Below are 24,916 nucleotides of genomic sequence, written 5' to 3'. Positions count from 1 at the left end.
CGCTCCTATTGGGTTCAGTTCAGGCAATCGGCGTGTTGGCGCAGGTTCTGCCGGGCGTAATAGTTGAAGGCGGCCGCGTGACGCTTGGGACGAGCGATCCAGTTGTGAGCTTCGCGGCCCAGGTGCGGCAGGATCGGCTTCACCTCGCCGGCGGCCAGGGCGAGCAATTGCAGCTTCGCGGCGCGCTCGATCAACTGGGCGATGTTGCAGGCTTCTTCCACGGTCTCGCCGGTGGACAATTGACCGTGATGGGAAAGCAGAATCGCTCGCTTGTCACCCAGGGCGCCGGCGATCAATTCGCCTTCCTCGTTGCCCACGGGCACGCCCGGCCAGCCTTCCAGGAACGCGCAGTCTTCGTACAACGGGCAGAGATCCATGTGGGAAATCTGCAGCGGCACTTCCAGCATCGACAGCGCGGCGATGTGGGTCGGGTGGGTGTGGATGATGCAATTCACATCCGGCCGCGCGCGGTAGACCCAGGTGTGAAACCGGTTGGCCGGGTTGGGGATGCCGTGTCCCTCCAGAACCTCAAGGTCTTCGTTGATCAACAGCAGGTTGCCGGCGGTGATCTCGTCAAACCCCAGGCCCAGTTGCTGGGTGTAGTAGGTGCCAGGTTGCGGCCCGCGCGCAGTAATCTGCCCGGCGAGGCCGGAGTCGTGACCGTTCTCGAACAAGATGCGACAGGTCAGGGCCAGCTTTTGTCGCACAGTCCACGTATTATCCGGCAGTGATTTCTGCATCTGGTTTACAGCATGCTCGACCAATTGGTCCTTGGGCGTCGCCAGTGTCTTGCTCATGTCCGTTCTCCTGATTCGTTCTTTGACCGTTCTTGATCCGCGTCATGGAAGCGGCGGGATGGAGGTGTTAATGACACTAAATAGACTATATGACACAAAGTGTCATTTGCAATCGCAGATTGTCCGTTTCCCTGGAAATGTGGGTTACCTATGTCCATTCGCTTGAAATTGCTCAGAAAAAAACTCGGTGTGACGCTGGACGTCCTGGCTGAAAAAACCGGAATGACCAAGAGCTACCTGTCCAAGGTGGAACGGGGTCTGAGCACGCCCTCCATAGCCACGGCGCTCAAGCTGTCCAAGGCGTTGAACGTGAAAGTCGAGGAGTTGTTCTCCGAGGAAAACGTCTCGCTCGACAGCTACAGCCTGGTGCGCTGTGAAGACCGCCAGTCCCTGGCGGCGAACCCTGGCAGCGCTGAATACGCCGTGTTGGCTCACCAGGTTTCCGAGCGAACCTTGCTGCCCTTCATCCTTTACCCCCCGGCCGAATTCGCCGCGCACCATGCGTTCAAGGAACACACGGGCGAGGAATTCCTGTTCGTTCACGAAGGCCAGGTGGAAGTGGACTTCATGAACGAGCGCGTCGTGTTGAATCGCGGCGATGCGTTGCATTTCAACGCGCAAAAACCCCATCGCCTGCGCTCGGTGGGTGATGTTCAGGCGCAGTTGTTGGTGGTGGTGCACAGCGCTGAATCGGCAGAGAAGGGCGAAGACGCCTAGCACCACGTTGCTCACTGGGTAAACACCAAACCCCGTGGCGAGGGAGCTTGCTCCCGCTGGGCTGCGCAGCAGCCCCCTCCCCATGAGCGCCTTGCCACAGATCTTTCGACAGCCTCAATTGAACGGCATCGGACACCTGCTCGGACCAGTCGAGTGACGTCCTGTCAGTAAAGACCGACAGACACTAGCGACAAGGCCCGCCAAGCCACAGCGCCTTGCGCCTTTGCCTACAACTACGCCAGAATCCGCCGGCTTGTGCGCCTGGGGTTGCGTCGGTAGTTTTGGACCTGTCACTGCTCATCAGTGATCGGGTTTAGCAGCTCGTGGTGAAACAGGTTGTGCAAGGCGTCATCCAGTCAGGAATCTCCGTCCTGCACTTGATGGTGGCTGTGCGCAGGGCGTCCCCGGACGCGCCGGTTTCTTGTTTCCCCGGTCTGCTAACCTGCGTACAGCTGCCTCCCATCGTTTAGCAGCGAGCGGGTGGTGGCTCCAATGACAGGAAGCAAGACGATGGTAAAAGAGACTCCGAATCCTCCTGATACGAACGAGCATGTCTCCCGTGCTCAGTCTGCTCGCAACAAAAAAATCGACGACGCTGCCACGCGAGCGTTGGATTTTTATCTGAAACCCAAGCCTAAGGGCGAAACGTCTGACAAGACCGACTCCATTTTTCGGATTGATCCGGGGGTGGATTCTGAGTGTTTGCTGGCAAGTCTCAGTGAGAATTTGGCTTCGGCGAATGCCATGATTAGTGATTTGGCGTTTGATTTGGATGGGTCGCGGCGGCGGGTTGCGATGGGGATTTTGCAGGTGATTGAGGTGAGTGAGCTGTTGGCGAATCGGGCGCTGGATATTGTTGAGGTGAGGTAGTCGACAGGTTCGCCCCAGGACGGGAAAGGTCTTGCTCGGCTGGACCTTTCCTGCCGTCTTGTCTTGGGCGGTAAACACACCGCTGACCCACAGCGTGTGTGGAATCGGTTGGCGCTGGAACAAGCCGGTGAGGTGATGACTGGATAAGACTTAAGAAGCGCTGGTGCGTAAAATCGGCGCTATCTGCGAATACGAGCGGAGCAGCGACCATGGAATACGACGACAGATTGATAGAAGAAGCTGTGCTTGCCTTGCTGGCAGCCTTCAGCTCCGACAGCGGCAATGCCTGGAAAGGTTTCGACTTCGAGGTCATGAACCGATTACATGAACAAGGCCTCATCAGCGATCCGGTCAACAAGAACAAGTCGATCTGGTTGACGGAAGAAGGGTTGGAGCGAGGTCGACAGATTGCCGAGCGGTTGTTTGGAACGAAGAGTTGAGGGGGCGCGCCGCATCGTGAGCGCTCGCCGGGCTCAGCTAATGTCATGTTCGGTGATCATTCGTCCCCCGCCACAACGCGGCCAAACCCGGCGTTGATATCCAGTGGCGTAATTGCCAATAATTGATCAAGCCGAATTTGCTGGCGACCGTCCGTGGTTACCATCTGTCTCGATAATCGAAGGAGACCTGATAGATGTAGGTGGGCCAATCAATTGAATGCTGAAAATAAGGTTGGAGAATTTTTATCCATTCTTGTGGGACATTAAAGCCTCCGTTATTTATGTTGTTTTCGAGTGGAATCCCTAGGGCTTCAATGACAGAGCCGTCATCACCCAAGTCTTCGGAATACTCCTCACCCTCGTAGGATTCGGTTTGCTTGTTATACCATTCAAGTCTTAGTTTTAGTCCCATTTGGCTCGCTCAGTTTTTTGATCTGGTTTTGGTTGAGGGGGTGCCGACGCGAGTTCCGATGAAATATTCCAGTTCGGCAGGGGGGGTTATATCGAGGTTTTTTCTATTTTTTTGAGTTGCGCTTCCGTTATCTCCAGCGCTCCTGGTCCAACAGCGTTGAATGGTTTTGCTTCAGTTATCTGGGCTAGCGCTTCGTTTTGCTCGGCGGTTATAATGCAAGTCTCAAATTGCAGTGAGTCGTTTTTCTTGTCGTCTGGATAGGAGCCTGTTATTAAGAAATAGCGCATGGATTTACCTCAGTTGATTCAAGGCAAACGATTTGAATGATGAAGTTATCGCCATGAATTGTTGTGTGAGTCCACTCTTCTATCGTCTTTATCCGCTGTGGTAACAAATCATAGACAAAACAAAAATCTTCAGGCTTTGTCCATCCCATAAGTGCGGCCAACTGGTCCATATAGGCGATTGGGATCTCTACGGTTCTTATCAACTCTTCAGTAGTTACGTCAAAAATTTCAACGATAGGCTTCACTTCTCTGCTTTCCTCGTCGGGACGTCGGGTTTAGTTTGCTCGCCAGTTATTGGCCTTTCCAAGATGTTGGTCTGTGTGTGGCACTGGTTTTACCAATTGATTCTGTACCGAAATGCAATTTGATAATCGAATTTTTCCGGTGCGATTGGATGGTCAAAGAAGGGCTGGATGATAGGTATCCACTCGGCGCGTACATCAAAGCCTCCGTCATATATTTCTGGTTCGCTTTCCAAATTCATCGCCGAGATTACCGATACATCATCCCCCATGTCGTTCGAATATTCTTTGCCTTCACCCAATTCGGTTTTTTTGTCGTACCAATTAAGTCTTAATTTTAGTCCCATACTGCTTTCTCCCGGTTTCTGTTGAGCGCTAGTCGGCGCAAGTTCCGATGTAATACTTCAGTCCGTCAGGAAATTTTCTATCTAGAACTTTTTCTATTTTGCTGAGCTGTTCCTCGGTTATCTCCAGCTCTCCAGGTTCAATTTTGTTGAAAGGTTTAGCTTCAGTTATTTGCGCCAGTGCTTCTTTTTGTTCGGTGTCCTCTATATAAATTTCAAACTGTAATGAATCGTCATTTTTGTCGTCTGGGTAGAAGCCTGTTATTGAAAAACAAGGCATGATGTTCCTCTTTTAATGTTTCTCTGGAAGTTGGTTGCTGCTGGTTAAAAAAAGCAACAGGTTTCGTGGTAGCTCTATTGAGCACGCTTCTTCCAATGCTGCAATTTGAGACGTGCTCAACTCATAATCGTAAAAATAGCTTTCCTCTTTGGTCCAGTTCATTATTTTTGCTAGAGCTTGAGTGTCAATGCAGAGCTCTTTTTCGAACGAGGCAGAGTCGTCACCGTCAATTACGCCCATTATCTTGTGTTTCATGGTTCTATCTTGTCGCGCCGCGCGGTGAGTCCATTCATCAATTTGTCTTGATGATCCTCCCATCAAACCTTTACGTCGCCGCTACTTACAAATGTTTTGATGGGAGGTGGCTAGTTGTTTTTTTACCAATTAACTCGGTATCGAAATGCAATTTGATAATCGAATTTTTCTGGGGCGATTGAATGCGCAAAGAAGGGCTGGATGATAGGTATCCATTCGGCGCGTACATCAAAGCCGCCGTCATATATTTCGGGTTCGCTTTCCAGATCCAATGCTGTGATTACTGACAAATCATCCCCCAAGTCGTTCGAATATTCTTCGCCTTCCCCCAACTTGGTTTTTTTATCGTACCAATCCAATCTTAGTTTTAAACCCATCGTGTCCTCACAAATATTTTTTTATGTTGCGGTTTTTTTTCGCCTTGCCTACTTGCACGCCCGTCTCGTGATCGAACGCGCCTAAATGACTTCCATCGCTTGCGCGATATGCCTCTAGCTCGCCATGTTGGGAGTCCCACTCGTAAATAGTCCTTCCTTTAGGGTCAGCCCAACGTTCTCTAAGTCCCGCTCCTCCTTGTTTTGGCGTTTGCTTTTTTGCCGATCTTAGATTTAAAAAACCGGTAATTTCTTCGGTTTTTGGTGCTGGATAGTAGTCATGATCGGGGTTACCGCTTCGCCTGACAGAGACCACAACATAAACCGGCCGAACCCCCGAGTCCGCCGGAAATACCAGAATGAAATCCCTGTACTCCGGCGGATAGATCGGGTCGACGATGATGCTGTCGGCCATCGGCGTCGGCGGATAGATCCAAATAGGCGGTGCCTGGGGCGCAGCTTCCAAGGCAGGAATGCCAAGGGTGTCAGCCGGATTGATAGCGGGTGTCCAAATCAGCTCGATGCCATCACCGAGGTCGGCAATGAACTGATCGGCTCGCGACGTGAACTGAACAACATCAACCATTTCCCAATCGGGACGCTGGCCGGTATAGAAGCCATACCCCTTGAGACTGCCGTCGGCCTGCTGCTCGATGCTCAGACGCATGCGGCTGCGGGCTTGCTTGAGGTCGCGTAGCTGGTCTTCGCTGTAAAGCGCGCTGTCGCCCAGATTGGACGGCCAGAGCAGGGCGACGATTCCGGTCAGCAGGGCCGCGCCGACGGTGCCGCCCGCAGCGGCAGCCGTGGAAGTTGCCGAACCGCCCAGCGCCAGCCTGCCCAAGGTAACGGGAACCGCGCCAGCGCCGATCCGCTCAAGGGGGATCGCGCCGGATGGGGCGGCGCTCCGACCGCCGAGCCACATGAGATCGCCGTACTGCTTGACCAGATCCGCCGGGACGTAACCGTTGGGGTTGCTGTAATCGATGATGCCGTTGGGGAGCTTGCAGCTCTTGGCAAACACGCATCCGGCAACGCTGGACAACGGCTTGTTATCCACCGTGGCCCAGCGCGCTTGTTCGTAGGCGGATTGCCGGGCAAGCATGGCTTCATAAGCCTGTTGTAGGCCGTCGCGCTCGGCCAGTTCGCTGGCGCTCATGTCTCGATAAGTGAGGTGATGCCCGTCGCCGCCGGGCGGGTTTCGAACCTGGGGGATGTCTTTTTTGCGTGTCGCCACGTAGTGAATCTCGTCCGCTGAAATGCAGGACAGACGCTAACGCGGGAAGAGCGAGGCGCGATGTAGGAGGTTTCTTGAAGTGGTTGTTCCGGTTTCCTCAATATAGGTAGGGCTGGCTATTGAGGACCGGGACAATCTGAAGCGTCAGATGGGGCTGTCAGTCATTGGGCAACCGCAACTCGCAAGCCGACGTCGCCTTGCGCCTTTGCCTACAACTACGCCAGAATCCGCCGGCTTGTGCGCCTTGGGTTGCGTCGGTAGTTTGGGACCTGTCACTGCTCATCAGTGATCGGGTTTAGTCGCCCAGGGTGAAACAGGTTGTGCAAGGCGTCATCCAGTCGGGATTCCCATCCTGCACTCGATGGTGGCTGTGCGCAGGGCGTCCTCGGACGCGCCGGTTTCTTGTTTCCCCGGTCGACTAACCTGCGTACAGCTGCCTCCCATCGTTTAGTCGCGAGCGGGTGATGGCTCCAACTACAGGAAACAAGGTAATGGCAAAAGATACTCCGAATCCTCCCGATACGAACGAACACGTCTCCCGTGCTCAGTCTGCCCGCAACAAGAAAATCGATGACGCTGCCACGCGAGCGTTGGATTTTTATCTGAAACCCAAACCAAAGAGCGAAACGTCTGACAAGACCGACTCCATTTTACGGATTGATCCGAGTGTGGATTCTGAGTGTTTGCTTGCGAATCTCAGTGAGAATTTGGCATCGGCGAATGCCATGATCAGTGATTTGGCGTTTGATCTGGATGGCTCGCGTCGGCGGGTTGCGATGGGGATTTTGCAGGTGATTGAGGTGAGTGAGTTGTTGGCGAATCGGGCTTTGGATATTGTTGAGGTGAGGTAGGGCAGCAGCGCTACATGCCGCCCGGATCGGAAAAAGGTCTTGCCTAGCAAGGCCTTTTTTGTGCCCGAGGGAGACTCGTACATGCCATACAAACCGTGCTTTGTAGACGAATTCTGCAGTTAGGGATCAATGCGGGGATACACGCTAACGTGCCTTGGCTTACCATCTATTCCCTTGCGAGCGTGCGAAAGTGCTCGAACAACCGAAACCCCACGTAGTCTTGCCGGTACTTATACAGGTGGCGGTAGTAGCAATCCCAATAGCTGATCATCCGATCCTGTAGCGCTTTGAAATATTTCGGGTTGTCCTTGATGAAATCCCCGTACAACTCCGGATTGAGTGTTGGCAGATGAGCTTCGCAGGTATCGAGTATTTCCATTACGTACTCGCCAGTAAGCTGCATCACGAATGGGACGACCCAGGGCTCTGACACCGACAGGATTTGCTTGAGCTGACGGTGTCTGATATGGCCATCGTGATGCCTTGTCAGGACGCAAGAGTACATGACGCTCTGGAGCCCATTTAGCTGTAAATATTCCTGCTCATCGCCCTCATGATGGATTCGATAGGGAATGACTAAATCCTCGTCGCATACTTTGATCTCAATGCCAGGGTGTGTTGCTAGGCTGGTGTTTCCTAATATTTGGTATAGGCCCTCAGCCCTGAGCGAAAGATCAGACGGGAAGGCAGTCGTGATCGAACCCGTGGAAAATGCAAGGTTTGATGCTGGGCTGGATGGCATGTTCAGTCTCGGCAGTCATCACGATGTGCTGCGTATTCATCCTGGCGGAGGCAGCGTGGTTCATGTGGTTGGATGGGTGTTTTTGTGAGTCTTTCGACAGTATGCCAATCTGCCCCAGAGAAAAGGTAGGCGTGTCAGTCGTGGCTGTCAGTCACTGGGCGCCCGCAACTCGCCAGCCGACGTCGCCTTGCGCCTTTGCCTACAACTACGCCAGAATCCGCCGGCTTGTCCGCCTTGGGTTGCGTCGGTAGTTTGGGACCTGTCAGTGCTCATCAGTGATCGGGTTTAGTCGCCCGTCGTTGCTAAGTCGCTCAAGCGTCCATCAGTCAGGAATCCCCATCCCTGCACTCGATGGTGGCTGTGCGCAGGGCGCCCTTGGGCGCGCCGATTTCTTAGCTCGTCGGTCGACTAACCTGCGTACAGCTGCCTCCCAATCGTTTAGTCGCGAACGGGTCGTAGCCTCAACCAAAAGAGAGCTAGGACCATGGTCAAAATTACACCGAATCCTCCAGTAACAGACGAACCCACATCCCGTGCCCAGTCTGCCCGAAACAAAAAGCTCGACGACGCGGCCACCCGGGCGTTGGATTACTACCTGAAACCCAAGCCTAAGGGCGAAACGTCTGACAAGTCCGACTCCATTCTTCGTATTGATCCAAGTGTGGATTCTGAGTGTTTGCTTGCGAATCTCAGTGAGAACCTGGCTTCGGCGAATGCCATGATCAATGATCTGGCGTTCGACCTTGATGGCTCGCGACGGCGTGTTGCGATGGGGATTTTGCAGGTGATCGAGGTGAGTGAGCTGTTGGCGAATCGCGCGCTGGATATTGTTGAGGTGAGGTAGGTTCGGCGGGTAAAACCTGTCCTTCGGTTAAAAAAAGGTCTTGCCAAGCAAGACCTTTTTCACTACCTCAAGCCGGATCAACCCCTTGCGATGGCCTCACCGAGTTGCTGATTGGTCATCGCCTTGCCAGCAATACCCCAAGCGCCATCTACGGCATGCACGATGTTGACCCAGATGTTTGTCTTGGGCAGTTGGCCGCCGGACATCTCATGGATAATGTTGGTTACTTCCTCAATGTAGCCAATCTGTATTTCGCGGTTGGCGAATGCAAAGGCAGGCACCTTCCATTCGATGAAAGCGACAGGCGCTTCGGCGGAGCCAGAGAAGGTGTTTTCTGCGGTCAAAACATGAATGGAACCGACAATGTTCGGGGTCATGGCCTTGTTGCCGGTCAGGCCATGCCACTTCAGCATCGCGTCAGACAGCTGGGCGAAAGCAATTTTCTCGCTGCCTTTAGGCAGGACACCTTCAGTAAGCGTAAGGGTGAGAGGCATTTCCATACTCCTGTAAGCGAGGTGTACGTCGCATCGGCGACCGCATCGATCGTAAAATAACGATCGTTATTTTAATTTACATAACGATCGTTACATTGCCAAGTACAATCTGGATTCACCCACCCGGAATCCCGTAGAGAGGTATGCATGTCTCGATCCGAACGAAAGCAGCAGACACGCCAACGAATCCTTGGCGCCGCTGGCCGTGGCTTTCGCAAAGCTGGCTTTGGCGGCATTGGTGTGGATGGCTTGGCAAAGGAAGCAGGCGTTACGTCCGGCGCCTTCTATGCCCACTTCGACTCCAAGGCTGCTGCATTTCGTGAGTCGGTCGCACAGGGGATGGCTGAACTCAAGGACGGTGTGTGCCACTTCCAAGGCCAGCATGGGCACACCTGGTGGCCTGAGTTCGTGTGTTTCTACTTGGGAGAGAAGCGTAAATGCGAACTGTCAGAGAGCTGCGCCCTGCAGAGTCTTGCGTCAGAAATTTCCAGGTCTGATCCCAACTCACGCGCGGAGTTTGAGGCTGAACTGCTCAACGTCGCCGCCTTGATCGTGGCCGGCCCCACGTCGGAGCACGCGCCTGCCGACATAGGCGAAGCCATGTTCGCATTGTCCACGCTGGTTGGTGCCGTAACACTCGCTCGAGCGGTAGCCGATCCGGCAGTGGCGGAAAAAATCGCAGCTGCGGCGGAGCGGACATTACTGTCTGGAAGAGCCGCTCCATAAAGCCCTGCGACTTGAATGGGTCAGTTGTCTGAGAGATACCAGTCGCTAGACCGTCAGACGTTGGGCGACCAGAACCCCAAGCTCACATCGCCTTGCGCCGCTGCCTCGTTTAGTCGTGAACGTGGGGACGAGTGCGGGTTTATAGAATATCTTTCACATAAGCGTTAAGCGCGATGAGCGGAGCGTGAAGGTCGTTTATCTTTTGCGCTGAGCTGAAATCCGCAGCCAAACGATTCAGCTCTCGGCCCAGCACTGTATCTACCCCACCAATCGCCCCCAACGCTAAATCCAGGCATCGACTGATTTCGCCCTGAATCCCGGCCACATCGCCCCGCCGTATCAGCAACTCAAAAATCTCCCGGTCGCAACTGCCCATCAACGGATCATCCCGCAGGATCGGGCTGTGGCCTTCTGTCTCATAGGCCAGTTTGAGGGAGTAGAGAGCGACCGTTTCCAGCAGCAATTCCATGGGGTGAAATCCTTTGTGACTGGGTGGGGAGGGTGGGGCCACTCGAAGCATCGGTGGGTGCAGTGACATTTTTGTGAGCGCTTCGCGCTCAAGCGGGAGCAAGCTCCCTCGCCACCGGGGGTTGTGGTGTTCCTGGAGGTTGATCACTTTCCTGCAGACGAAAAAAAAGACCTTGAATTTCAAGGTCTTTCTTTAAGATGGTGCCCCGAGGGAGACTCGAACTCCCACTCCTTTCGAAAACGGATTTTGAATCCGCCGCGTCTACCAATTCCGCCATCAGGGCTCAATGGCGGCGAAGTATAGAGAGGTGCCTACCGTTGGTCAATCACGTTTCATGGTGAATTTTTAATATTTCCGCTAGACTTTCCGGCCCTGCTAGACGAACCCCATCATGCGTGTTGCTGACTTTACCTTCGAACTCCCGGATTCGCTGATCGCTCGCCACCCGCTGGCCGAGCGGCGCGCCAGTCGACTGTTGACCCTGGACGGGGTCAGCGGTGCCATGGCTCACCGTCAATTCACTGATTTGCTCGAGCATTTGCGCCCGGGCGATTTGATGGTGTTCAACAATACCCGGGTGATTCCGGCGCGTTTGTTCGGCCAGAAGGCCTCCGGCGGCAAGCTGGAGATTCTAGTGGAGCGGGTGCTGGACAGTCATCGGGTGCTGGCCCATGTGCGGTCGAGCAAGTCGCCCAAGCCCGGTTCGTCGATTCTGATCGACGGCGGCGGTGAGGCGGTGATGGTGGCGCGGCATGATGCGTTGTTCGAGCTGGAGTTCGCCGAAGAGGTGTTGCCGCTGCTCGACCGTGTCGGGCACATGCCGCTGCCTCCTTATATAGACCGCCCGGACGAAGGTTCGGACCGCGAGCGTTATCAGACCGTGTACGCCGAGCGCCTGGGGGCGGTGGCGGCGCCGACGGCGGGGCTGCATTTTGATCAGCCGTTGCTGGAGGCCATTGCCGCCAAGGGCGTGGAGACGGCGTTCGTGACGCTGCACGTCGGCGCCGGCACGTTCCAGCCGGTGCGCGTGGAGCGCATCGAAGACCACCACATGCACAACGAATGGCTGGAAGTCAGCCAGGAAGTGGTCGATGCCGTGGCGGCCTGTCGCGCCCGCGGTGGGCGGGTGGTGGCGGTGGGGACCACCAGCGTGCGCTCCCTGGAAAGCGCCGCGCGCGATGGCGTGCTCAAGCCGTTCAGTGGCGACACCGATATCTTTATCTACCCGGGCCGGCCGTTTCATGTGGTCGATGCCCTGGTCACCAACTTTCATTTGCCTGAATCCACGCTGTTAATGCTGGTTTCGGCGTTCGCCGGTTATCCCGAAGCCATGGCCGCCTACAAGGCCGCCGTCGAGCATGGATACCGCTTTTTCAGCTACGGTGATGCGATGTTCATCACCCGTAACCCCGCGCCACGCGGACCCGAGGAAACAGTATGAGTCGCACCTGTCGCATGTCCTTCGAGTTGCTCGCCACCGATGGCAAGGCTCGTCGCGGTCGTCTGACCTTCCCCCGCGGTACCGTGGAAACCCCCGCGTTCATGCCGGTGGGCACCTACGGCACGGTCAAGGGCATGCTGCCGCGTGACATTGAGGCGATTGGCGCGGAAATCATCCTCGGTAATACCTTCCACCTGTGGCTGCGCCCGGGCATGGAAGTGATCAAGGCCCACGGCGACCTGCACGATTTCATGCAGTGGAAAGGCCCGATCCTGACCGACTCCGGCGGCTTCCAGGTGTTCAGCCTGGGCGCGATGCGCAAGATCAAGGAGGAGGGCGTGACCTTCGCTTCTCCGGTGGACGGTTCCAAGGTGTTCATGGGGCCGGAAGAGTCGATGCAGGTGCAACGCGACCTGGGCTCGGACATCGTGATGATCTTCGACGAATGCACGCCGTACCCGGCCGATGAAGACGTGGCACGGGTGTCCATGGAGTTGTCGTTGCGCTGGGCCCAGCGTTCGAAGAATGCCCATGGCGAGAACACGGCGGCGCTGTTCGGCATCGTCCAGGGCGGCATGCACCGCGACTTGCGCATGCGCTCCCTCGAAGGCCTGGACAAGATCGGCTTCGACGGCCTGGCGATTGGTGGCCTGTCGGTGGGTGAGCCGAAGCACGAGATGATCAAGGTGCTCGATTACCTGCCGGGCGAGATGCCCGCTGACAAACCTCGTTACCTTATGGGCGTTGGCAAACCGGAAGATCTGGTTGAGGGTGTGCGCCGCGGGGTGGACATGTTCGATTGCGTGATGCCAACCCGTAATGCCCGCAATGGGCATCTGTTCATCGACACCGGTGTGCTGAAGATCCGTAACGCGTTCCATCGCCATGATGATTCGCCGCTCGATCCGACGTGCGATTGCTATACCTGCCAGAACTTCTCCCGCGCTTATCTGCATCATTTGGACAAGTGCGGCGAAATGCTCGGCAGTATGCTCAATACCATCCACAATTTGCGCCATTATCAGGTGCTTATGGCTGGTTTGCGCGAGGCTATCCAACAGGGTACATTGGCCGCCTTTGTCGAGGCCTTCTATGCCAAGCGCGGGTTGCCTGTTCCGCCTTTGGACTGAGTTTTCCGATCCCTAGATTCAATACTTGCAACTGGAGTGCTAAATGAGCTTTTTTATCTCTAACGCCATGGCTGACGCGGCTGCACCGGCTGCCGGCCCTATGGGCGGTGGTTTCGAGTGGATTTTCCTGGTCGGCTTCCTGGTCATCTTCTACCTGATGATCTGGCGTCCACAGGCCAAGCGCGCCAAAGAGCAGAAGAACCTGCTCAGCAGCCTGCAAAAAGGTGATGAAGTGGTCACCACCGGCGGCATCGCTGGCAAGATCACTAAAGTGGCTGATGACTTCGTGGTACTGGAAGTGTCCGACACTGTTGAAATGAAGTTCCAGAAGGGCGCCATCGCGGCCACGCTGCCAAAAGGCACGCTGAAAGCGATCTAAGTAACCACTTCTTTTCAATCGACGGGGCGCGCAAGGCGCCCCGCGTCATAAGCGGGCGGCGTGATGCTGAACAAATACCCTCTGTGGAAATACCTACTGATCCTGGCGGTGCTGGCGGTCGGTGTGATTTATTCCGCTCCCAATCTATACCCGGATGACCCGGCCATTCAGGTCAGTGGCGCAAGCACTGCGCTGCAGGTCACCCAGGCCGATCTGGACCGTGCGAGCGCTGCGCTCAAGGCGTCCAATATCGATGTGAAGGCTGCGTCCATCGCCGAAAACGGCAAGGGCGGCCTGTTGCGCCTGGTCAAGGCTGAAGACCAACTGCCAGCCAAGGATGTGGTGCGCAAGGCGTTGGGCGACGATTATGTTGTAGCCCTGAACCTGGCCCAGACCACGCCGCCGTGGCTGCGCAAGCTTGGCGCCCACCCAATGAAGCTGGGCCTGGACTTGTCCGGTGGTGTGCACTTCCTGCTGGAAGTGGACATGGAAAAAGCCCTCGACGCACGCCTGAAAGTCTACGAAGGCGACGTCAAGAGCCTGCTGCGTAAAGAGCGCCTGCGTTATCGCAGCCTGCCGCAGTTCGAAGGTGCCATTCAGCTGGGCTTCAGCGATGAAGATGCCCGCGAACAGGCCCGTGCGCTGGTGCGCAAGAATTTCAACGATTTCGACATTGTGCCGGCCGACCTCAATGGCCAACCGGTGCTGCGTCTGGCGATGACCCCGGCCAAGCTGGCGGAAATCCGCGAGTACTCCATCAAGCAGAACTTGACCACGGTACGTAACCGCGTCAACGAGCTGGGTGTGGCCGAGCCGATCGTGCAGCGCCAGGGCGCCAACCGCATCGTGGTTGAGCTGCCGGGCGTGCAGGATACTGCCGAAGCCAAGCGTATCCTCGGCAAGACCGCCAACCTGGAATTCCGCCTAGCCGCTGAGCCGGGTGCGTCCAAGGCCACTTCCGAGAGCTTCGAGTTCCGTGAAGGCGGTCGTCCGGCGGCGCAGATCGAGCGTGGCTTGATCATCACCGGTGACCAGGTGACCGACGCCCAGGCGGGCTTCGACGAGCAGGGTCGTCCACAGGTGAACATTCGCCTGGACGGTCATGGCGGCGAACTGATGAGCCGCGCCACGCGCAGCAACGTCGGTCGCAGCATGGCGGTGATCTTCATCGAGCAGAAGCCGACCACCACCTACACCAAGCAAGTGGTCAACGGCGTCGAGAAAGACGTACCGGTCCAGACCTTCAAGGAAGAGAAGAAGATCATCAGCCTGGCGACCATCCAGTCGCCACTGGGCAGCCAGTTCCGCATCACCGGCCTGAACGGCCAGGGCGAATCCTCTGAACTGGCCCTGCTGCTGCGTGCCGGTGGCCTGGCCGCGCCGATGTACTTCGCTGAAGAACGCACCATCGGCCCGAGCCTGGGTGCCGACAACATCACCAAGGGCGTCGATGCATCCCTGTGGGGCATGCTGTTCGTGTCGCTGTTCATCATCGCCATCTACCGCTTCTTCGGCATCATCGCCACGGTTGCGCTGGCGGTGAACATGGTGCTGCTGCTGGCCCTGATGTCCTTGCTGGGCGCCACGCTGACCCTGCCGGGTATCGCCGGTATCGTGTTGACCATGGGCATGGCGGTGGACGCCAACGTGCTGATCTTCTCGCGGATACGTGAAGAGATCGCCGCGGGGATGTCGATCCAGCGGGCAATCAACGAAGGCTTCGGCCGCGCATTCACTGCGATTATCGACTCCAACCTGACCACGTTGCTGGTCGGCGGGATTCTCTTTGCCATGGGCACCGGCCCGGTCAAGGGCTTCGCAGTGACCATGTCCCTCGGGATCTTTACCTCGATGTTCACAGCCATCATGGTGACCCGTGCAATGGTCAACCTGATTTATGGTGGTCGTGACGTCAAGAAGTTGTGGATTTAAGGGGCTGCCATGTTACGTACAATCAACTTCATGGGCGTTCGCAACATTGCGTTCGGCGTCACATTGTTCCTTACGGCCCTGGCGTTGTTCAGTTGGGCCACCAAGGGCCTGAACTACGGCCTGGACTTCACCGGCGGTACGCTCATCGAGCTGACCTACGAGCGTCCGGCCGACGTCACCAAGGTGCGTGAGCAACTGGCGTCGTCGGGCTATGCCGATGCCATCGTGCAGAGCTTCGGCGCCACCACCGATTTGCTGGTGCGCATGCCGGGTGAAGACCCGCAACTGGGCCACCAGGTAGCCGAAGCCTTGCAGAAGGCCGGCGGCGACAACCCGGCCCAGGTCAAGCGCGTGGAGTTCGTCGGCCCGCAAGTGGGTGAAGAGCTGCGCGACCAGGGCGGCCTCGGCATGCTGTTGGCCCTGGGCGGCGTGATGCTCTACCTGGCGTTCCGCTTCCAGTGGAAGTTCGCGGTGGGCGCGATTGTTTCGCTGATCCACGACGTGATCGTGACCGTGGGCATCCTGTCGTTCTTCCAGATCACCTTCGACTTGACGGTGTTGGCGGCGGTGCTGGCGATCATCGGTTACTCGCTCAACGACACCATCGTGGTGTTCGACCGGGTGCGTGAGAACTTCCGTGTGCTGCGCAAGGCGTCCTTGGTCGAGAACATCAACATCTCGACCACCCAGACCCTGCTGCGGACCATGGCGACGTCGATCTCCACGTTGCTGGCGATTGTCGCGCTGCTGGTGTTTGGTGGCGACAACCTGTTCGGTTTCTCCATCGCGTTGTTCATCGGTGTGATGGCGGGTACTTACTCGTCGATCTACATCGCCAACGTGGTGTTGATCTGGCTGAACCTGAGCACTGAGGACCTGATTCCTCCAGCAGCCACTGACACCGAGGTGGACGACCGCCCGTAAGGCTCGGTTTTCCGTCTGTCACCGCTGAAAAGGCGCGAGTTGAACTCGCGCCTTTTTTTGTGCTCCAAGGCTGGGAGAAGCGCGGATTATTCCGCTTGTGATGGTCAGGAGGTTCAAGTGAACAAATCGATGCTGGTTGGTGCGGTATTGGGTGCTGTCGGTGTAACAGCCGGTGGTGCGGTCGCCACCTACAGCTTGGTAAAAAGTGGCCCTGAGTATGCGCAAGTATTGGCCGTGGAGCCGGTCAAGACCCAGATCAAGACCCCGCGTGAAGTGTGCAAGGACGTCACCGTGACTCGGCAGAAGCCCGTCCAGGACCAGCACCAGATCGCCGGCACCGTGCTCGGCGCTGTGGCCGGTGGCCTGTTGGGCAACCAGATCGGCGGCGGCAACGGCAAGAAGATCGCCACCGTGGCGGGTGCGGCCGGTGGTGGTTATGCCGGTAACAAGATCCAGGAAGGCATGCAGGAACGCGACACCTACACCACCACCCAGACTCGCTGCAACACGGTCAATGACATCAGCGACAAGGTTGTGGGCTACGACGTTCGCTACATGCTCGATGGCAAAGAAGGTAAGGTCCGCATGGACCGCGACCCGGGCAACCAGATCCCGGTGAGCAAGGAAGGCCAACTGATCCTGGGCCAGAACGAACCGGCCCAGTAATTGGAAGATGTACAAGAAGCACCCTTCGGGGTGCTTTTTTTACGCCCGCATTTTTCATGCTCACATCAATCCACTCTGGACACAAAACCTGTGCCTGCCCCAGTCCCCCTGTGGGAGCGAGCCTGCTCGCGATAGCGGTGGGTCAGCTTGCAAGGATGTTGAATGTGCCGGCCTCTTCGCGAGCAGGCTCGCTCCCACAGTGGGTCTGCGGCAGGCTTCGATTTCCCGGCTACCCAAGCCTCCTCTGTGGGAGCAAAGCTTGCTCGCGAAAGCGGTGGCTCAGCTTGCATCGATATTGAATGTGCCGGCCTCTTCGCGAGCAGGCTCGCTCCCACAGTGGGTCTGCGGCAGGCTTCGATTTCCCGGCTACCCAAACCTCCTCTGTGGGAGCAAAGCTTGCTCGCGATAGCGGTGGGTCAGCTTGCATCGATATTGAATGTGCCGGCCTCTTCGCGAGCAAGCCCGCTCCCACAGTGGGTCTGCGGCAGGCTTCGATTTCCCGGCTACCCAAACCTCCTCTGTGGGAGCAAAGCCTGCTCGCGATAGCGGTGGGTCAGCTTGCAATGATGTTGAATGTGCCGGCCTCTTCGCGAGCAGGCTCGCTCCCACACTGGATCTGCGGCAGGCTTCGATTTCCCGGCTACCCAAACCTCCTCTGTGGGAGCAAAGCTTGCTCGCGAAAGCGGTGGCTCAGCTTGCATCGATATTGAATGTGCCGGCCTCTTCGCGAGCAGGCTCGCTCCCACAGTGGGTCTGCGGCAGGCTTCGATTTCCCGGCTACCCAAGCCTCCTCTGTGGGAGCAAAGCTTGCTCGCGAAAGCGGTGGTTCAGCCTGCATCCATGTCCAAGGTGTAATCCATTGTGGCGAGGGAGCTTGCTCCCGCTGGGCTGCGCAGCAGACCCAAGATCTTGCGGTCGCTGCGCAACCGAGCGGGAGCAAGCTCCCTCGCCACAGTGGCCACACCTGACTGAGTGGTGAAGTCAGTAAGAAAAAGCCCACGCCTGTTCCTGCAGGGGTGGGCTTTTTTTTCACCTTCGTTCAGTTACTCGCGCCGCAAAACCGGCCACCGCCCCCAACGCTGGCGAAACCATCCGTAACCACTGACCAGCAAGATCCCGCCGAGCACCATCACCGCGCCAACGATAAAGTTCGGCTCCAGCGGCTCATCCAGCAACCAGACGCCAAATCCGACGCCGTACAGCGGCGTCATGAACGACAGTACCCCCAGTTGCGAAGCGACGTAACGGCGCAACAGGGAGAACCAGATCAGGAAGCTGGCGAAGGACACCAGCAACACCTGGAACGCCATGCTGGCCATCAGCTGTGGCGTGGGGTTGATCGTCGTTTGCCCCAGCGCCGCCGACATTCCGATCAACAGCACCCCGGCGCCCACTAATTGATAAAGCAGCGTCTGGCTGGCCGGCACGTCGGTCAGCCGCGAACAACGAACCGTCACCGTGGTTGCGCCCCACAGCGCACCCGCCAGCAAGCCCATGCCATCGCCAAGCAATGAGCTACCGTTCGCTGCACCCGAGCCGCCACTGAAGGCCACCACGACCCCGCCGAATGCAACGGCGATGCCCAACCATTGCGCCGGTTTGAGACGCTCGCTCGGCAGTTTCCAGTGCAAGCCGAGGGCGGCGAACATCGGTGCGGTGTAGAGGAAAATCACCATGTGCGAAGCCGTCGTATGCCGCAGGCCTTCGCCCACCAATACGAACTCCAAGGCAAACAACAACCCCACCAACAGGCCGGGGCGCCAACTGCCATCGGTCAGAGACAGACGCTCACCGCGGGCCAGCACCAACAGCCAGACCAGTACCGCGGCGATGGCCGAGCGCACGCCCAGTTGCAGCATCGGCGCCATGTCGGCGGCGCCGGCCTTGATCGCGACTTGCTGGAAACCCCAAATGGCACAGAGGCCGGTCATCAGGGCGCAGACCTGGCCATCCAGGGCGCGACGGGTGGTCATGGGAAAGGTCCTTTGGGCAGAAAATAATAAGATGAATGGATTGTCTGCCTGACACCTTTGCTGGATATAGTGATTACCCGACAAGCCATCCCGGTAATCCGCCACAGCGGTCGATATGCAGCCTCCAGCCCAACACCTGAAGATTCCTCCGTTCGACGCAGCCTTGCCCTCGCCGATCTTCTTTCGCAGCGCCTGCATGCCGGCCCATGCCACTTACCCGCGGCACCGGCATGCCTGGGGTGAGTTCGTTTACTCCTACAGTGGCGTGATGGAAATCGAGATCGCCCAGCACCATTACCTGGCGCCACCGCAGTACGGCATCTGGCTGCCACCGGACATGGAACACGTGGGGTTCAATCGGCATGAGGCCTGCCATTGTTCGTTGTACCTGGCGGCCGAACTGTGCGCTGCGCTGCCGGCCGTACCCTGCGCGCTGACGTTGAGCCCGCTGATCCGCGCGTTGCTGGAGGAGCTGCGCAGCGACCCGCCGAGCCAACCGCAGACGCCCGAACAGCAGCGCTTATTGCAGGTGCTGGTGGACAAGCTGACGCAGGCGCCCCATGTCGGCAGTTACTTGCCTTTCTCGGATGATCCACTGCTGGGCCCTGTGTTGCGGGCACTGGAAGCGAATCCCAGCGATCCGCGCTCCTTGCCGCAACTGGCCCGCGCCGCCAACACCACCGAGCGCACACTGATGCGCCGGGCCCAGCGCGATTTGGGCATGTCCTTGGTGGAATGGCGCCAGCGCCTGAAAGTCATCGAGGCCCTGGCCCTGCTCGAACGCGGCCAGAGCGTGGAAACCATCGGTCTGGACCTGGGCTACAGCAGCGCCTCGGCGTTCATCAGCATGTTTCGCAAAATGATGGGTACCACGCCGGATGAGTATCGGCGCAGGCACATGGCTGGATGATGTGGCGATGCTGGCATCGTCATCGCGAGCAAGCTCGCTCCCACAGGGAATTCCGGGTGTGCATGGGTTTTGTGTTCAGCGCAGGGCCCATTGTGGGAGCGGGCTTGCTCGCGAAGGCGGTGGGTCAGCTTGCATGGATGCTGGATGTGAAGGCCCCTTCGCGAGCAGGCTCGCTCCCACAGGGATCTTGGGTGGTCAGGGGTCTTGTGTTCAGCGCAGGTCCACTGTGGGAGCGAGCCTGCTCGCGAAAGCGGTGGGTCAGCTTGCATGGATGCTGGATGTGAAGGCCCCTTCGCGAGCAAGCCCGCTCCCACAGGGGATAGATGGTGTGCATGGGTTTTGTGTTCAACGCAGGGCCCATTGTGGGAGCGGGCTTGCTCGCGAAGGCGGTGGGTCAGCTTGCATGGATGCTGGATGTGAAGGCCCCTTCGCGAGCAGGCTCGCTCCCACAGGGATCTTGGGTGGTCAGGGGTCTTGTGTTCAGCGCAGGTCCACTGTGGGAGCGAGCCTGCTCGCGAAAGCGGTGGGTCAGCTTGCATGGATGCTGGATGTGAAGGCCCCTTCGCGAGCAAGCCCGCTCCCACAGGGGATAGATGGTGTGCATGGGTTTTGTGTTCAACGCAGGGCCCATTGTGGGAGCGGGCTTGCTCGCGAAGGCGGTGGGTCAGCTTGCATGGATGCTGGATGTGAAGGCCCCTTCGCGAGCAAGCCCGCTCCCACAGGGGATCTTGGGTGTGCTTGGGTTTTGTATTCACCGCAGGGCCCATTGTGGGAGCGGGCTTGCTCGCGAAGGCGGTGGGTCAGCTTGCATGGATGCTGGATGTGAAGGCCCCTTCGCGAGCAAGCCCGCTCCCACAGGGGATCTTGGGTGTGCTTGGGTTTTGTGTTCAGCGCAGGTCCATTGTGGGAGCGAGCTTGCTCGCGATAGCGCCAGTGGGTTTGACGTCGATTTCGGCATTGATCCCAAACCGCGATGCCATTTCCCGGCGACCACTGGCCGTCACTCCCAGCGCCCGGCTGTCCAAATCCTGGATCACCCATTTGCGCTTGATCGCCACTTGCAGCAACGCCGCCCCCAAGGCCCCGCCCAGGTGGGGGCGGCGCATGCTCCAATCCAGGCAGGGGCAGGCGAATCGGCGGCGTTGCGTGGCCAGGCGCTGGACATCGATACCCAATCCTTCAAACACCGCTTCGCCGGATTCACTCAGCCGATAACCCTCGCCCTCCACGTCCACCAACCACTCCATCTCGAGCATGCGATCGTGCAGGCGCACCGCCAAGGTGCCCGCCATGTGGTCGTAGCAGGTGCGGGCAAATTGCAGGCGATCCGGCGTGCGCGGGGTGAAGGTCGGCGCGGCGCTCTGGCCGATCACCATCAGCGCCTCCAGTGCCTGGGCCACGCGCGGGTCGGCCAAGCTGTAGTAACGGTGACGACCCTGCACATGCAGGCGCACCAGGGCCATCTGCTTGAGTTTCGCCAGATGGGCGCTGGCGGTCGAAGCGCTGACCTCGGCGATGCTCGCCAATTCGGTACTGGTGCGGGCATGGCCGTCCATCAACGCACAGAGCATCCGGGTGCGCGCCGGTTCGGCAATGGCCGCCGCCACTTGAGACACGCCCAAGTCATGCTGTTCTGCGTTCATATTTCGCTCCCTGACGAATCAAGCCATGCATCGACTGGAGATAGTAGCAACACTTTCTCCATCACGAACAAGGCCGCGCTTCATGGACCCGATCACCGCCGCGACGCATCCCGCCCCTTACCCTTTCTACGCCACCTTGCGCGCCGCTGGCGGGCTGGCCTTCGATCCCGAGCTGAACCTGTGGATCGCCAGCAGCGCCGAGGCCGTGTGTGCGGTCTTGCATCATCCCGATTGCCATGTGCGCCCGGCCCACGAGCCCGTGCCCAAGGCCATTGCCGAGGGCCCTGCCGGCCGCGTGTTCGGCCACCTGATGCGCATGAACGAAGGTGAATGCCAGCGGTGCCCGAGGGCGGCGATTGCGCCGGTGTTGCAGGACATCGACGCCCAGCAGGTCGAAGCACTGGTCAGGGCCCGCTTGCTGCAATACGGCGCCGAAGGCCTGCACCAGGCCCAGTTCATCGGGCCGGTCAGCGTGGTCGCGGCATTGCTGGGTTTCAACCCGACGGACAGTCACCTGATCAGCGAATTGACCGGAGACTTCGTCGCCTGCCTGTCGCCCCTGAGCCAGGCGCCGCAACTGGACGCGGCACACCGGGCCAGCGAGCAAATGACCAGGTTGTTCCAGGAACGGATCGAGGGGCAGGACAACCCTTTATTGGTACACATCGAGCAAGGCTTCGAAGGCACGGCGCCGGACAGCAAGATCGCCAACCTGATCGGCCTGCTCTCGCAAACCTACGAAGCCACGGCTGGCCTGATCGGCAACGCGCTGCTGGCGCTGATCGGTGATCCGGCGTTGCGCCAGGCACTGCGGGACGATCCGGCACAAACCGGCCCGTTGCTGGCCGAAGTCCAGCGTTTCGACCCGCCCGTGCAGAACACCCGCCGCTTCGTCGCCGCCCCTTGCGAAATCCTCGGCAGCGCATTGAACCCCGGCGAAACGGTCCTGGTGCTGCTGGCCTCGGCCAACCGCGACCCGCAGCTCAACCCACGACCGGACACGCTGTTGCTCGACCGAGCGAATCGCCGCAGTTTCAGCTTCGGCAGCGGGCGTCATGAATGTCCGGGCCAAACCCTGGCCATGGGCATTGCCCGCGCCACCCTGGCGGTACTTCTGGAAAGCGAACCGAGATTGGAGCAATTGACCTGGCGCTACCGCCCCTCGGTCAACGGACGTATCCCACTGTTCAGCGAGCGATCCTGACCCGCTCCACTCCCCTCAATCATCCCGGGTCAGGACTTCCAGCAACTCGATTTCGAAAATGAGGTTGGCGTTGGGCTTGATATGGGCGCCCATGGACCGCTCACCGTAGGCCAGGTGCGCCGGCACCAGCAGCTTGCGCTTGCCACCGACCTGCATGCCCATCAGGCCCAGGTCCCAGCCCTTGATGACACGACCGGTGCCGATCACGCATTGGAAGGGTTTGCCGCGACTGTAGGACGAATCGAATTCAGTGCCGTCTTCGAGGGTGCCGCGGTATTGGGTGGTGATCAGCGCACCTTTGACTACGCTTTTGCCGTCGCCCTGTTGCAGGTCGATGATTTGCAGTTCTTCATTCATGGCGTATCCCTCGTGTGATCCTGGCGCGGGGTTTTCGCAGAAATCAGGCCCCATGGCAAACGTTGTCTGCCATGGCCACGGAACCGCAACGGCCTCTTCGGTTCACATGGGTATCGACCCTGCATTTCAGATAAGGATTTTCTGATGATCGACTCTCCCCCGCTCCACGGCTTCATTCCGCCGTACATCCTCAATCGCATCATCGCCCACGGCTCCGAACAGCAACGTTCCCGCGCCCTCGGCACCTTGACCCACGTGCGCAGCCTGCGGCACAACCCTGGGCCGCCCAGCGCTCTACCGGCCACGGCGGCACTGCCCAAAACCGGCAAGGCCGGACAGCCGCAACGCAGTGTGCATGACGCCCAGAACAGCATGGAACTGCCCGGCCAGCCGGTACGCCTGGAAGGCCAGCCAGCCAGCGGCGACCCGGCTGTGGACGAAGCCTACGACGCCCTCGGCGCCACCTATGATTTTTTCTGGAAGGTCCTCGGACGCGACTCCATCGACAACAAAGGCTTCGCCCTGGTGGGCAGCGTGCATTATGGCCAGGGCTATGAAAACGCCTTCTGGAACGGCGCGCAGATGGTGTTCGGCGACGGCGATGGCGAAATCTTCCTGCGCTTCACCCGCTCCCTCGACGTGGTGGCCCACGAACTGGCCCATGGCGTCACCGAAAGCGAGGCCGGGTTGATCTACGCCAACCAGTCCGGTGCGCTGAACGAGTCCATCTCCGACGTGTTCGGTGTGCTGGTCAAGCAGTTCGTGCTCGAACAGACCGCCGACCAGGCCGACTGGCTGATCGGCGCCGACCTGCTCACCGACAAGATCAACGGCGACGGCCTGCGCAGCATGTCCAACCCCGGCACCGCCTACGACGACCCGTTGCTGGGCAAGGACCCACAACCGGCGCACATGCGCGAGTTCGTGATCACCCGTGAAGACAACGGTGGCGTGCACATCAACTCGGGCATTCCCAACCGGGCCTTTTATCTGGCGGCGACCACGCTGGGCGGATTTGCCTGGGAAAAGGCCGGCCGGATCTGGTATGAAACCTTGTGCGACCGCAGACTGGCCAATGACGCGTCCTTCAGCGCATTCGCCCGCCTCACCGTCGAGCACGCCCGCCAGCGCTTCGGCACGCGGGAAGTGCAAGCGGTGCAGAACGGCTGGGCCCAGGTCGGCGTCGACCTGACACAGGAGAGCTGATGAAAACCCTTCCAGACCTCGACGACAAGGCCGTGGTGCGGCTGTCGCGCCAGGGCGGCGTGGCCGCCATCCATGCACTGACCCGGCCACGGGAAATCGAGTTCGCCCAGTGCGACCTCGACCAGCGCACCCGCATCTGCTCGGTCCTGGAGGGCTGCCTGCCGCTGACCTCCTCCACGCCCGGGCGCGGCGACCAGCGGTTTTTCCAGATCGAGGTGCGTTATCGCGCCAACGATCAGGACGACGAGATGGTGCTGCAGGTGCCCGAGGACCGGGCACCTGGCGAGTTGGTGCATTTGTGGGACAAAGGCGAAGTGCTTTAACGGGTGGCCGGAACGATCTTGACGATGGCGCCGGACACAGTTTCGATCAGCAAGTACTTGTCGTCGATCTGCACCCATTGCTGGTCGTTTGTCGGCTGCTCGAGCTTCTTCTGTTTCCAGTCTTTCACCGCCCTGTCCGCACGTTGGTAGTCCGCCGGTACCCGGTCGTTCTCCACCAGCCTGCGGCCATTGCTCGGCGAATGCTCCAGGGCGTCACCGGTTTTCTCGACCGCTTGCGCGACAGGCCCAAAGACGGTGAGGCCGGCGATCAGGAACAGGCTGGCGATCAGGGTGGGTTGGCGCATAGAAAACTCCAAATTATTCAAAAGACTAGAATCTGGGACTGCGCGGGCGGCGAATCATTCCGTTTACTGTTGCTTCTGAAGGCCCCCTTCCCCTGTGGCGAGGGAGCTTGCTCCCGCTGGGTTGCGCAGCGACCCCAATCCAGGC

The 24,916-nt window shown here is 58.5% G+C and carries 33 protein-coding genes and 1 tRNA gene; 17 read left to right on the top strand and 17 right to left on the bottom strand.

Features of this window, described 5'->3' with window-relative positions; genetic code table 11:
- Nucleotides 1–14: 14 nt before the first annotated feature.
- Nucleotides 15–797 (bottom strand): aldolase, encoded by a 783-nt coding sequence (locus J3361_RS01695; RefSeq protein WP_207961806.1) that lies wholly within the window; start codon nucleotides 795–797, stop codon nucleotides 15–17.
- 150 nt (nucleotides 798–947) lie between these two features.
- Between J3361_RS01695 and J3361_RS01690 the strand changes: the two genes are divergently transcribed.
- The 3 genes from J3361_RS01690 to J3361_RS01680 all read left to right on the top strand — a co-directional run bounded on the left by J3361_RS01690 (nucleotide 948) and on the right by J3361_RS01680 (nucleotide 2,824).
- Nucleotides 948–1,514 carry an XRE family transcriptional regulator gene (locus tag J3361_RS01690; protein WP_186705385.1) on the top strand — a complete coding sequence of 189 codons (567 nt, stop codon included), beginning with the start codon at nucleotides 948–950 and terminating at the stop codon, nucleotides 1,512–1,514.
- 510 nt (nucleotides 1,515–2,024) lie between these two features.
- Nucleotides 2,025–2,384, top strand: a complete 360-nt coding sequence (locus J3361_RS01685) for a DUF6124 family protein (protein WP_207961804.1) — start codon at nucleotides 2,025–2,027, stop codon at nucleotides 2,382–2,384.
- Nucleotides 2,385–2,593: 209 nt separating this feature from the next.
- Nucleotides 2,594–2,824: a DUF6429 family protein gene (locus tag J3361_RS01680; protein ID WP_207961802.1), complete on the top strand. Its 231-nt coding sequence runs from the start codon at nucleotides 2,594–2,596 to the stop codon at nucleotides 2,822–2,824.
- Between the two features lie 157 nt (nucleotides 2,825–2,981).
- On the opposite strand, the gene J3361_RS01675 is transcribed toward J3361_RS01680, so the two are convergent.
- From J3361_RS01675 to J3361_RS01640, 8 genes are all read right to left on the bottom strand, one after another.
- The gene (locus tag J3361_RS01675; protein WP_207961800.1) at nucleotides 2,982–3,236 is read right to left on the bottom strand and encodes a colicin E3-like toxin immunity protein; all 255 of its coding nucleotides are present in this window, start codon (nucleotides 3,234–3,236) and stop codon (nucleotides 2,982–2,984) included.
- An 86-nt stretch (nucleotides 3,237–3,322) separates the two neighbouring features.
- Nucleotides 3,323–3,523 carry a pyocin S6 family toxin immunity protein gene (locus tag J3361_RS01670; RefSeq protein ID WP_243458693.1) on the bottom strand — a complete coding sequence of 67 codons (201 nt, stop codon included), beginning with the start codon at nucleotides 3,521–3,523 and terminating at the stop codon, nucleotides 3,323–3,325.
- Nucleotides 3,508–3,768: a hypothetical protein gene (locus tag J3361_RS01665; RefSeq protein WP_207961798.1), complete on the bottom strand. Its 261-nt coding sequence runs from the start codon at nucleotides 3,766–3,768 to the stop codon at nucleotides 3,508–3,510. The genes J3361_RS01670 and J3361_RS01665 overlap by 16 nt, the downstream gene beginning before the upstream one ends.
- An 89-nt stretch (nucleotides 3,769–3,857) precedes the next feature.
- A complete protein-coding gene (locus tag J3361_RS01660; protein ID WP_207961796.1) occupies nucleotides 3,858–4,112 on the bottom strand; it encodes a colicin E3-like toxin immunity protein in 255 nt (84 codons plus the stop codon).
- A gap of 28 nt (nucleotides 4,113–4,140) precedes the next feature.
- Nucleotides 4,141–4,389 carry a pyocin S6 family toxin immunity protein gene (locus J3361_RS01655; protein ID WP_207961794.1) on the bottom strand — a complete coding sequence of 83 codons (249 nt, stop codon included), beginning with the start codon at nucleotides 4,387–4,389 and terminating at the stop codon, nucleotides 4,141–4,143.
- Between the two features lie 12 nt (nucleotides 4,390–4,401).
- The gene (locus tag J3361_RS01650) at nucleotides 4,402–4,644 is read right to left on the bottom strand and encodes a hypothetical protein (protein WP_207961792.1); all 243 of its coding nucleotides are present in this window, start codon (nucleotides 4,642–4,644) and stop codon (nucleotides 4,402–4,404) included.
- Nucleotides 4,645–4,766: 122 nt separating this feature from the next.
- Nucleotides 4,767–5,021: a colicin E3-like toxin immunity protein gene (locus J3361_RS01645; protein WP_207961790.1), complete on the bottom strand. Its 255-nt coding sequence runs from the start codon at nucleotides 5,019–5,021 to the stop codon at nucleotides 4,767–4,769.
- A 7-nt stretch (nucleotides 5,022–5,028) separates the two neighbouring features.
- Nucleotides 5,029–6,252 (bottom strand): colicin E3/pyocin S6 family cytotoxin, encoded by a 1,224-nt coding sequence (locus J3361_RS01640; protein WP_207961788.1) that lies wholly within the window; start codon nucleotides 6,250–6,252, stop codon nucleotides 5,029–5,031.
- Nucleotides 6,253–6,743: 491 nt separating this feature from the next.
- On the opposite strand from J3361_RS01640, the gene J3361_RS01635 reads away from it, so the two are divergent.
- Nucleotides 6,744–7,103 (top strand): DUF6124 family protein, encoded by a 360-nt coding sequence (locus J3361_RS01635; RefSeq protein ID WP_039010595.1) that lies wholly within the window; start codon nucleotides 6,744–6,746, stop codon nucleotides 7,101–7,103.
- Nucleotides 7,104–7,269: 166 nt separating this feature from the next.
- Here the strand turns inward: J3361_RS01635 and J3361_RS01630 are convergent, their stop codons facing one another.
- The gene (locus J3361_RS01630) at nucleotides 7,270–7,482 is read right to left on the bottom strand and encodes a hypothetical protein (RefSeq protein WP_207961786.1); all 213 of its coding nucleotides are present in this window, start codon (nucleotides 7,480–7,482) and stop codon (nucleotides 7,270–7,272) included.
- A gap of 313 nt (nucleotides 7,483–7,795) precedes the next feature.
- On the opposite strand from J3361_RS01630, the gene J3361_RS01625 reads away from it, so the two are divergent.
- Both J3361_RS01625 and J3361_RS01620 read left to right on the top strand, forming a co-directional pair.
- On the top strand, nucleotides 7,796–7,933 hold the full coding sequence (locus J3361_RS01625; RefSeq protein ID WP_207961784.1) for a hypothetical protein: 138 nt from the start codon (nucleotides 7,796–7,798) through the stop codon (nucleotides 7,931–7,933).
- A gap of 396 nt (nucleotides 7,934–8,329) precedes the next feature.
- Nucleotides 8,330–8,689, top strand: a complete 360-nt coding sequence (locus tag J3361_RS01620; RefSeq protein WP_207961775.1) for a DUF6124 family protein — start codon at nucleotides 8,330–8,332, stop codon at nucleotides 8,687–8,689.
- Nucleotides 8,690–8,766: 77 nt separating this feature from the next.
- Here J3361_RS01620 and J3361_RS01615 read toward each other — a convergent pair whose 3' ends face one another.
- Entirely contained in the window at nucleotides 8,767–9,183 is a 417-nt protein-coding gene (locus J3361_RS01615; RefSeq protein WP_024616233.1) for a hypothetical protein, read from the bottom strand.
- Nucleotides 9,184–9,330: 147 nt separating this feature from the next.
- Here J3361_RS01615 and J3361_RS01610 point away from each other — a divergent pair, with 147 nt between their 5' ends.
- Nucleotides 9,331–9,909: a TetR/AcrR family transcriptional regulator gene (locus J3361_RS01610; protein ID WP_207961773.1), complete on the top strand. Its 579-nt coding sequence runs from the start codon at nucleotides 9,331–9,333 to the stop codon at nucleotides 9,907–9,909.
- Nucleotides 9,910–10,048: 139 nt separating this feature from the next.
- Here the strand turns inward: J3361_RS01610 and J3361_RS01605 are convergent, their stop codons facing one another.
- The gene (locus J3361_RS01605) at nucleotides 10,049–10,378 is read right to left on the bottom strand and encodes a hypothetical protein (protein WP_207961771.1); all 330 of its coding nucleotides are present in this window, start codon (nucleotides 10,376–10,378) and stop codon (nucleotides 10,049–10,051) included.
- Between the two features lie 198 nt (nucleotides 10,379–10,576).
- Nucleotides 10,577–10,661: transfer RNA gene (locus J3361_RS01600), tRNA-Leu, on the bottom strand.
- A 108-nt stretch (nucleotides 10,662–10,769) separates the two neighbouring features.
- Here J3361_RS01600 and queA point away from each other — a divergent pair.
- The 6 genes from queA (at nucleotide 10,770) to J3361_RS01570 (ending at nucleotide 16,850) form a co-directional block, all read left to right on the top strand.
- Nucleotides 10,770–11,819, top strand: a complete 1,050-nt coding sequence (queA, locus tag J3361_RS01595) for a tRNA preQ1(34) S-adenosylmethionine ribosyltransferase-isomerase QueA (RefSeq protein WP_025211994.1) — start codon at nucleotides 10,770–10,772, stop codon at nucleotides 11,817–11,819.
- A 14-nt stretch (nucleotides 11,820–11,833) separates the two neighbouring features.
- Entirely contained in the window at nucleotides 11,834–12,949 is a 1,116-nt protein-coding gene (gene tgt, locus J3361_RS01590) for a tRNA guanosine(34) transglycosylase Tgt (protein WP_161951757.1), read from the top strand.
- 43 nt (nucleotides 12,950–12,992) lie between these two features.
- Nucleotides 12,993–13,328, top strand: a complete 336-nt coding sequence (yajC, locus tag J3361_RS01585) for a preprotein translocase subunit YajC (RefSeq protein WP_007982729.1) — start codon at nucleotides 12,993–12,995, stop codon at nucleotides 13,326–13,328.
- Nucleotides 13,329–13,391: 63 nt separating this feature from the next.
- The gene (gene secD / locus J3361_RS01580) at nucleotides 13,392–15,260 is read left to right on the top strand and encodes a protein translocase subunit SecD (protein ID WP_186705394.1); all 1,869 of its coding nucleotides are present in this window, start codon (nucleotides 13,392–13,394) and stop codon (nucleotides 15,258–15,260) included.
- A 9-nt stretch (nucleotides 15,261–15,269) separates the two neighbouring features.
- Complete coding sequence (gene secF / locus J3361_RS01575) at nucleotides 15,270–16,184, top strand: protein translocase subunit SecF (RefSeq protein WP_207961768.1); 915 nt, start codon at nucleotides 15,270–15,272, stop codon at nucleotides 16,182–16,184.
- A gap of 117 nt (nucleotides 16,185–16,301) precedes the next feature.
- Nucleotides 16,302–16,850, top strand: a complete 549-nt coding sequence (locus tag J3361_RS01570) for a glycine zipper 2TM domain-containing protein (RefSeq protein WP_018607449.1) — start codon at nucleotides 16,302–16,304, stop codon at nucleotides 16,848–16,850.
- A 1,043-nt stretch (nucleotides 16,851–17,893) separates the two neighbouring features.
- Here J3361_RS01570 and J3361_RS01565 read toward each other — a convergent pair.
- Nucleotides 17,894–18,823 (bottom strand): DMT family transporter, encoded by a 930-nt coding sequence (locus tag J3361_RS01565; protein ID WP_207961766.1) that lies wholly within the window; start codon nucleotides 18,821–18,823, stop codon nucleotides 17,894–17,896.
- A 115-nt stretch (nucleotides 18,824–18,938) separates the two neighbouring features.
- Between J3361_RS01565 and J3361_RS01560 the strand changes: the two genes are divergently transcribed.
- Nucleotides 18,939–19,733, top strand: coding sequence for a helix-turn-helix transcriptional regulator (locus J3361_RS01560; RefSeq protein WP_186706150.1), 795 nt, complete (start codon nucleotides 18,939–18,941; stop codon nucleotides 19,731–19,733).
- 887 nt (nucleotides 19,734–20,620) lie between these two features.
- Here the strand turns inward: J3361_RS01560 and J3361_RS01555 are convergent.
- Entirely contained in the window at nucleotides 20,621–21,376 is a 756-nt protein-coding gene (locus J3361_RS01555; protein WP_207961764.1) for a metalloregulator ArsR/SmtB family transcription factor, read from the bottom strand.
- 82 nt (nucleotides 21,377–21,458) lie between these two features.
- Between J3361_RS01555 and J3361_RS01550 the strand changes: the two genes are divergently transcribed.
- Nucleotides 21,459–22,580: a cytochrome P450 gene (locus J3361_RS01550; RefSeq protein WP_207961762.1), complete on the top strand. Its 1,122-nt coding sequence runs from the start codon at nucleotides 21,459–21,461 to the stop codon at nucleotides 22,578–22,580.
- Between the two features lie 15 nt (nucleotides 22,581–22,595).
- Here the strand turns inward: J3361_RS01550 and J3361_RS01545 are convergent, their stop codons facing one another.
- Nucleotides 22,596–22,937, bottom strand: a complete 342-nt coding sequence (locus J3361_RS01545) for an FKBP-type peptidyl-prolyl cis-trans isomerase (protein ID WP_092254046.1) — start codon at nucleotides 22,935–22,937, stop codon at nucleotides 22,596–22,598.
- A 144-nt stretch (nucleotides 22,938–23,081) separates the two neighbouring features.
- Here J3361_RS01545 and J3361_RS01540 point away from each other — a divergent pair, with 144 nt between their 5' ends.
- Together J3361_RS01540 and J3361_RS01535 are read left to right on the top strand one after the other, a co-directional pair.
- Complete coding sequence (locus J3361_RS01540; RefSeq protein WP_207961759.1) at nucleotides 23,082–24,143, top strand: M4 family metallopeptidase; 1,062 nt, start codon at nucleotides 23,082–23,084, stop codon at nucleotides 24,141–24,143.
- The gene (locus tag J3361_RS01535) at nucleotides 24,143–24,466 is read left to right on the top strand and encodes a protealysin inhibitor emfourin (protein ID WP_053122893.1); all 324 of its coding nucleotides are present in this window, start codon (nucleotides 24,143–24,145) and stop codon (nucleotides 24,464–24,466) included. Before J3361_RS01540 ends, J3361_RS01535 begins: the two co-directional genes overlap by 1 nt.
- Here the strand turns inward: J3361_RS01535 and J3361_RS01530 are convergent.
- Nucleotides 24,463–24,771: an RcnB family protein gene (locus tag J3361_RS01530; protein WP_207961757.1), complete on the bottom strand. Its 309-nt coding sequence runs from the start codon at nucleotides 24,769–24,771 to the stop codon at nucleotides 24,463–24,465. The two genes, J3361_RS01535 and J3361_RS01530, sit on opposite strands and share 4 nt — an antisense overlap.
- Between the last annotated feature and the right edge of the window lie 145 nt (nucleotides 24,772–24,916).

Origin of the sequence: Pseudomonas sp. OA65, from assembly GCF_017498305.1 — a bacterium.
Lineage (GTDB): Bacteria > Pseudomonadota > Gammaproteobacteria > Pseudomonadales > Pseudomonadaceae > Aquipseudomonas > Aquipseudomonas zanjanensis.
The sequence above is the reverse complement of the archived record's forward strand: the minus strand, read 5'-3'. Positions and strand labels throughout refer to the sequence as shown.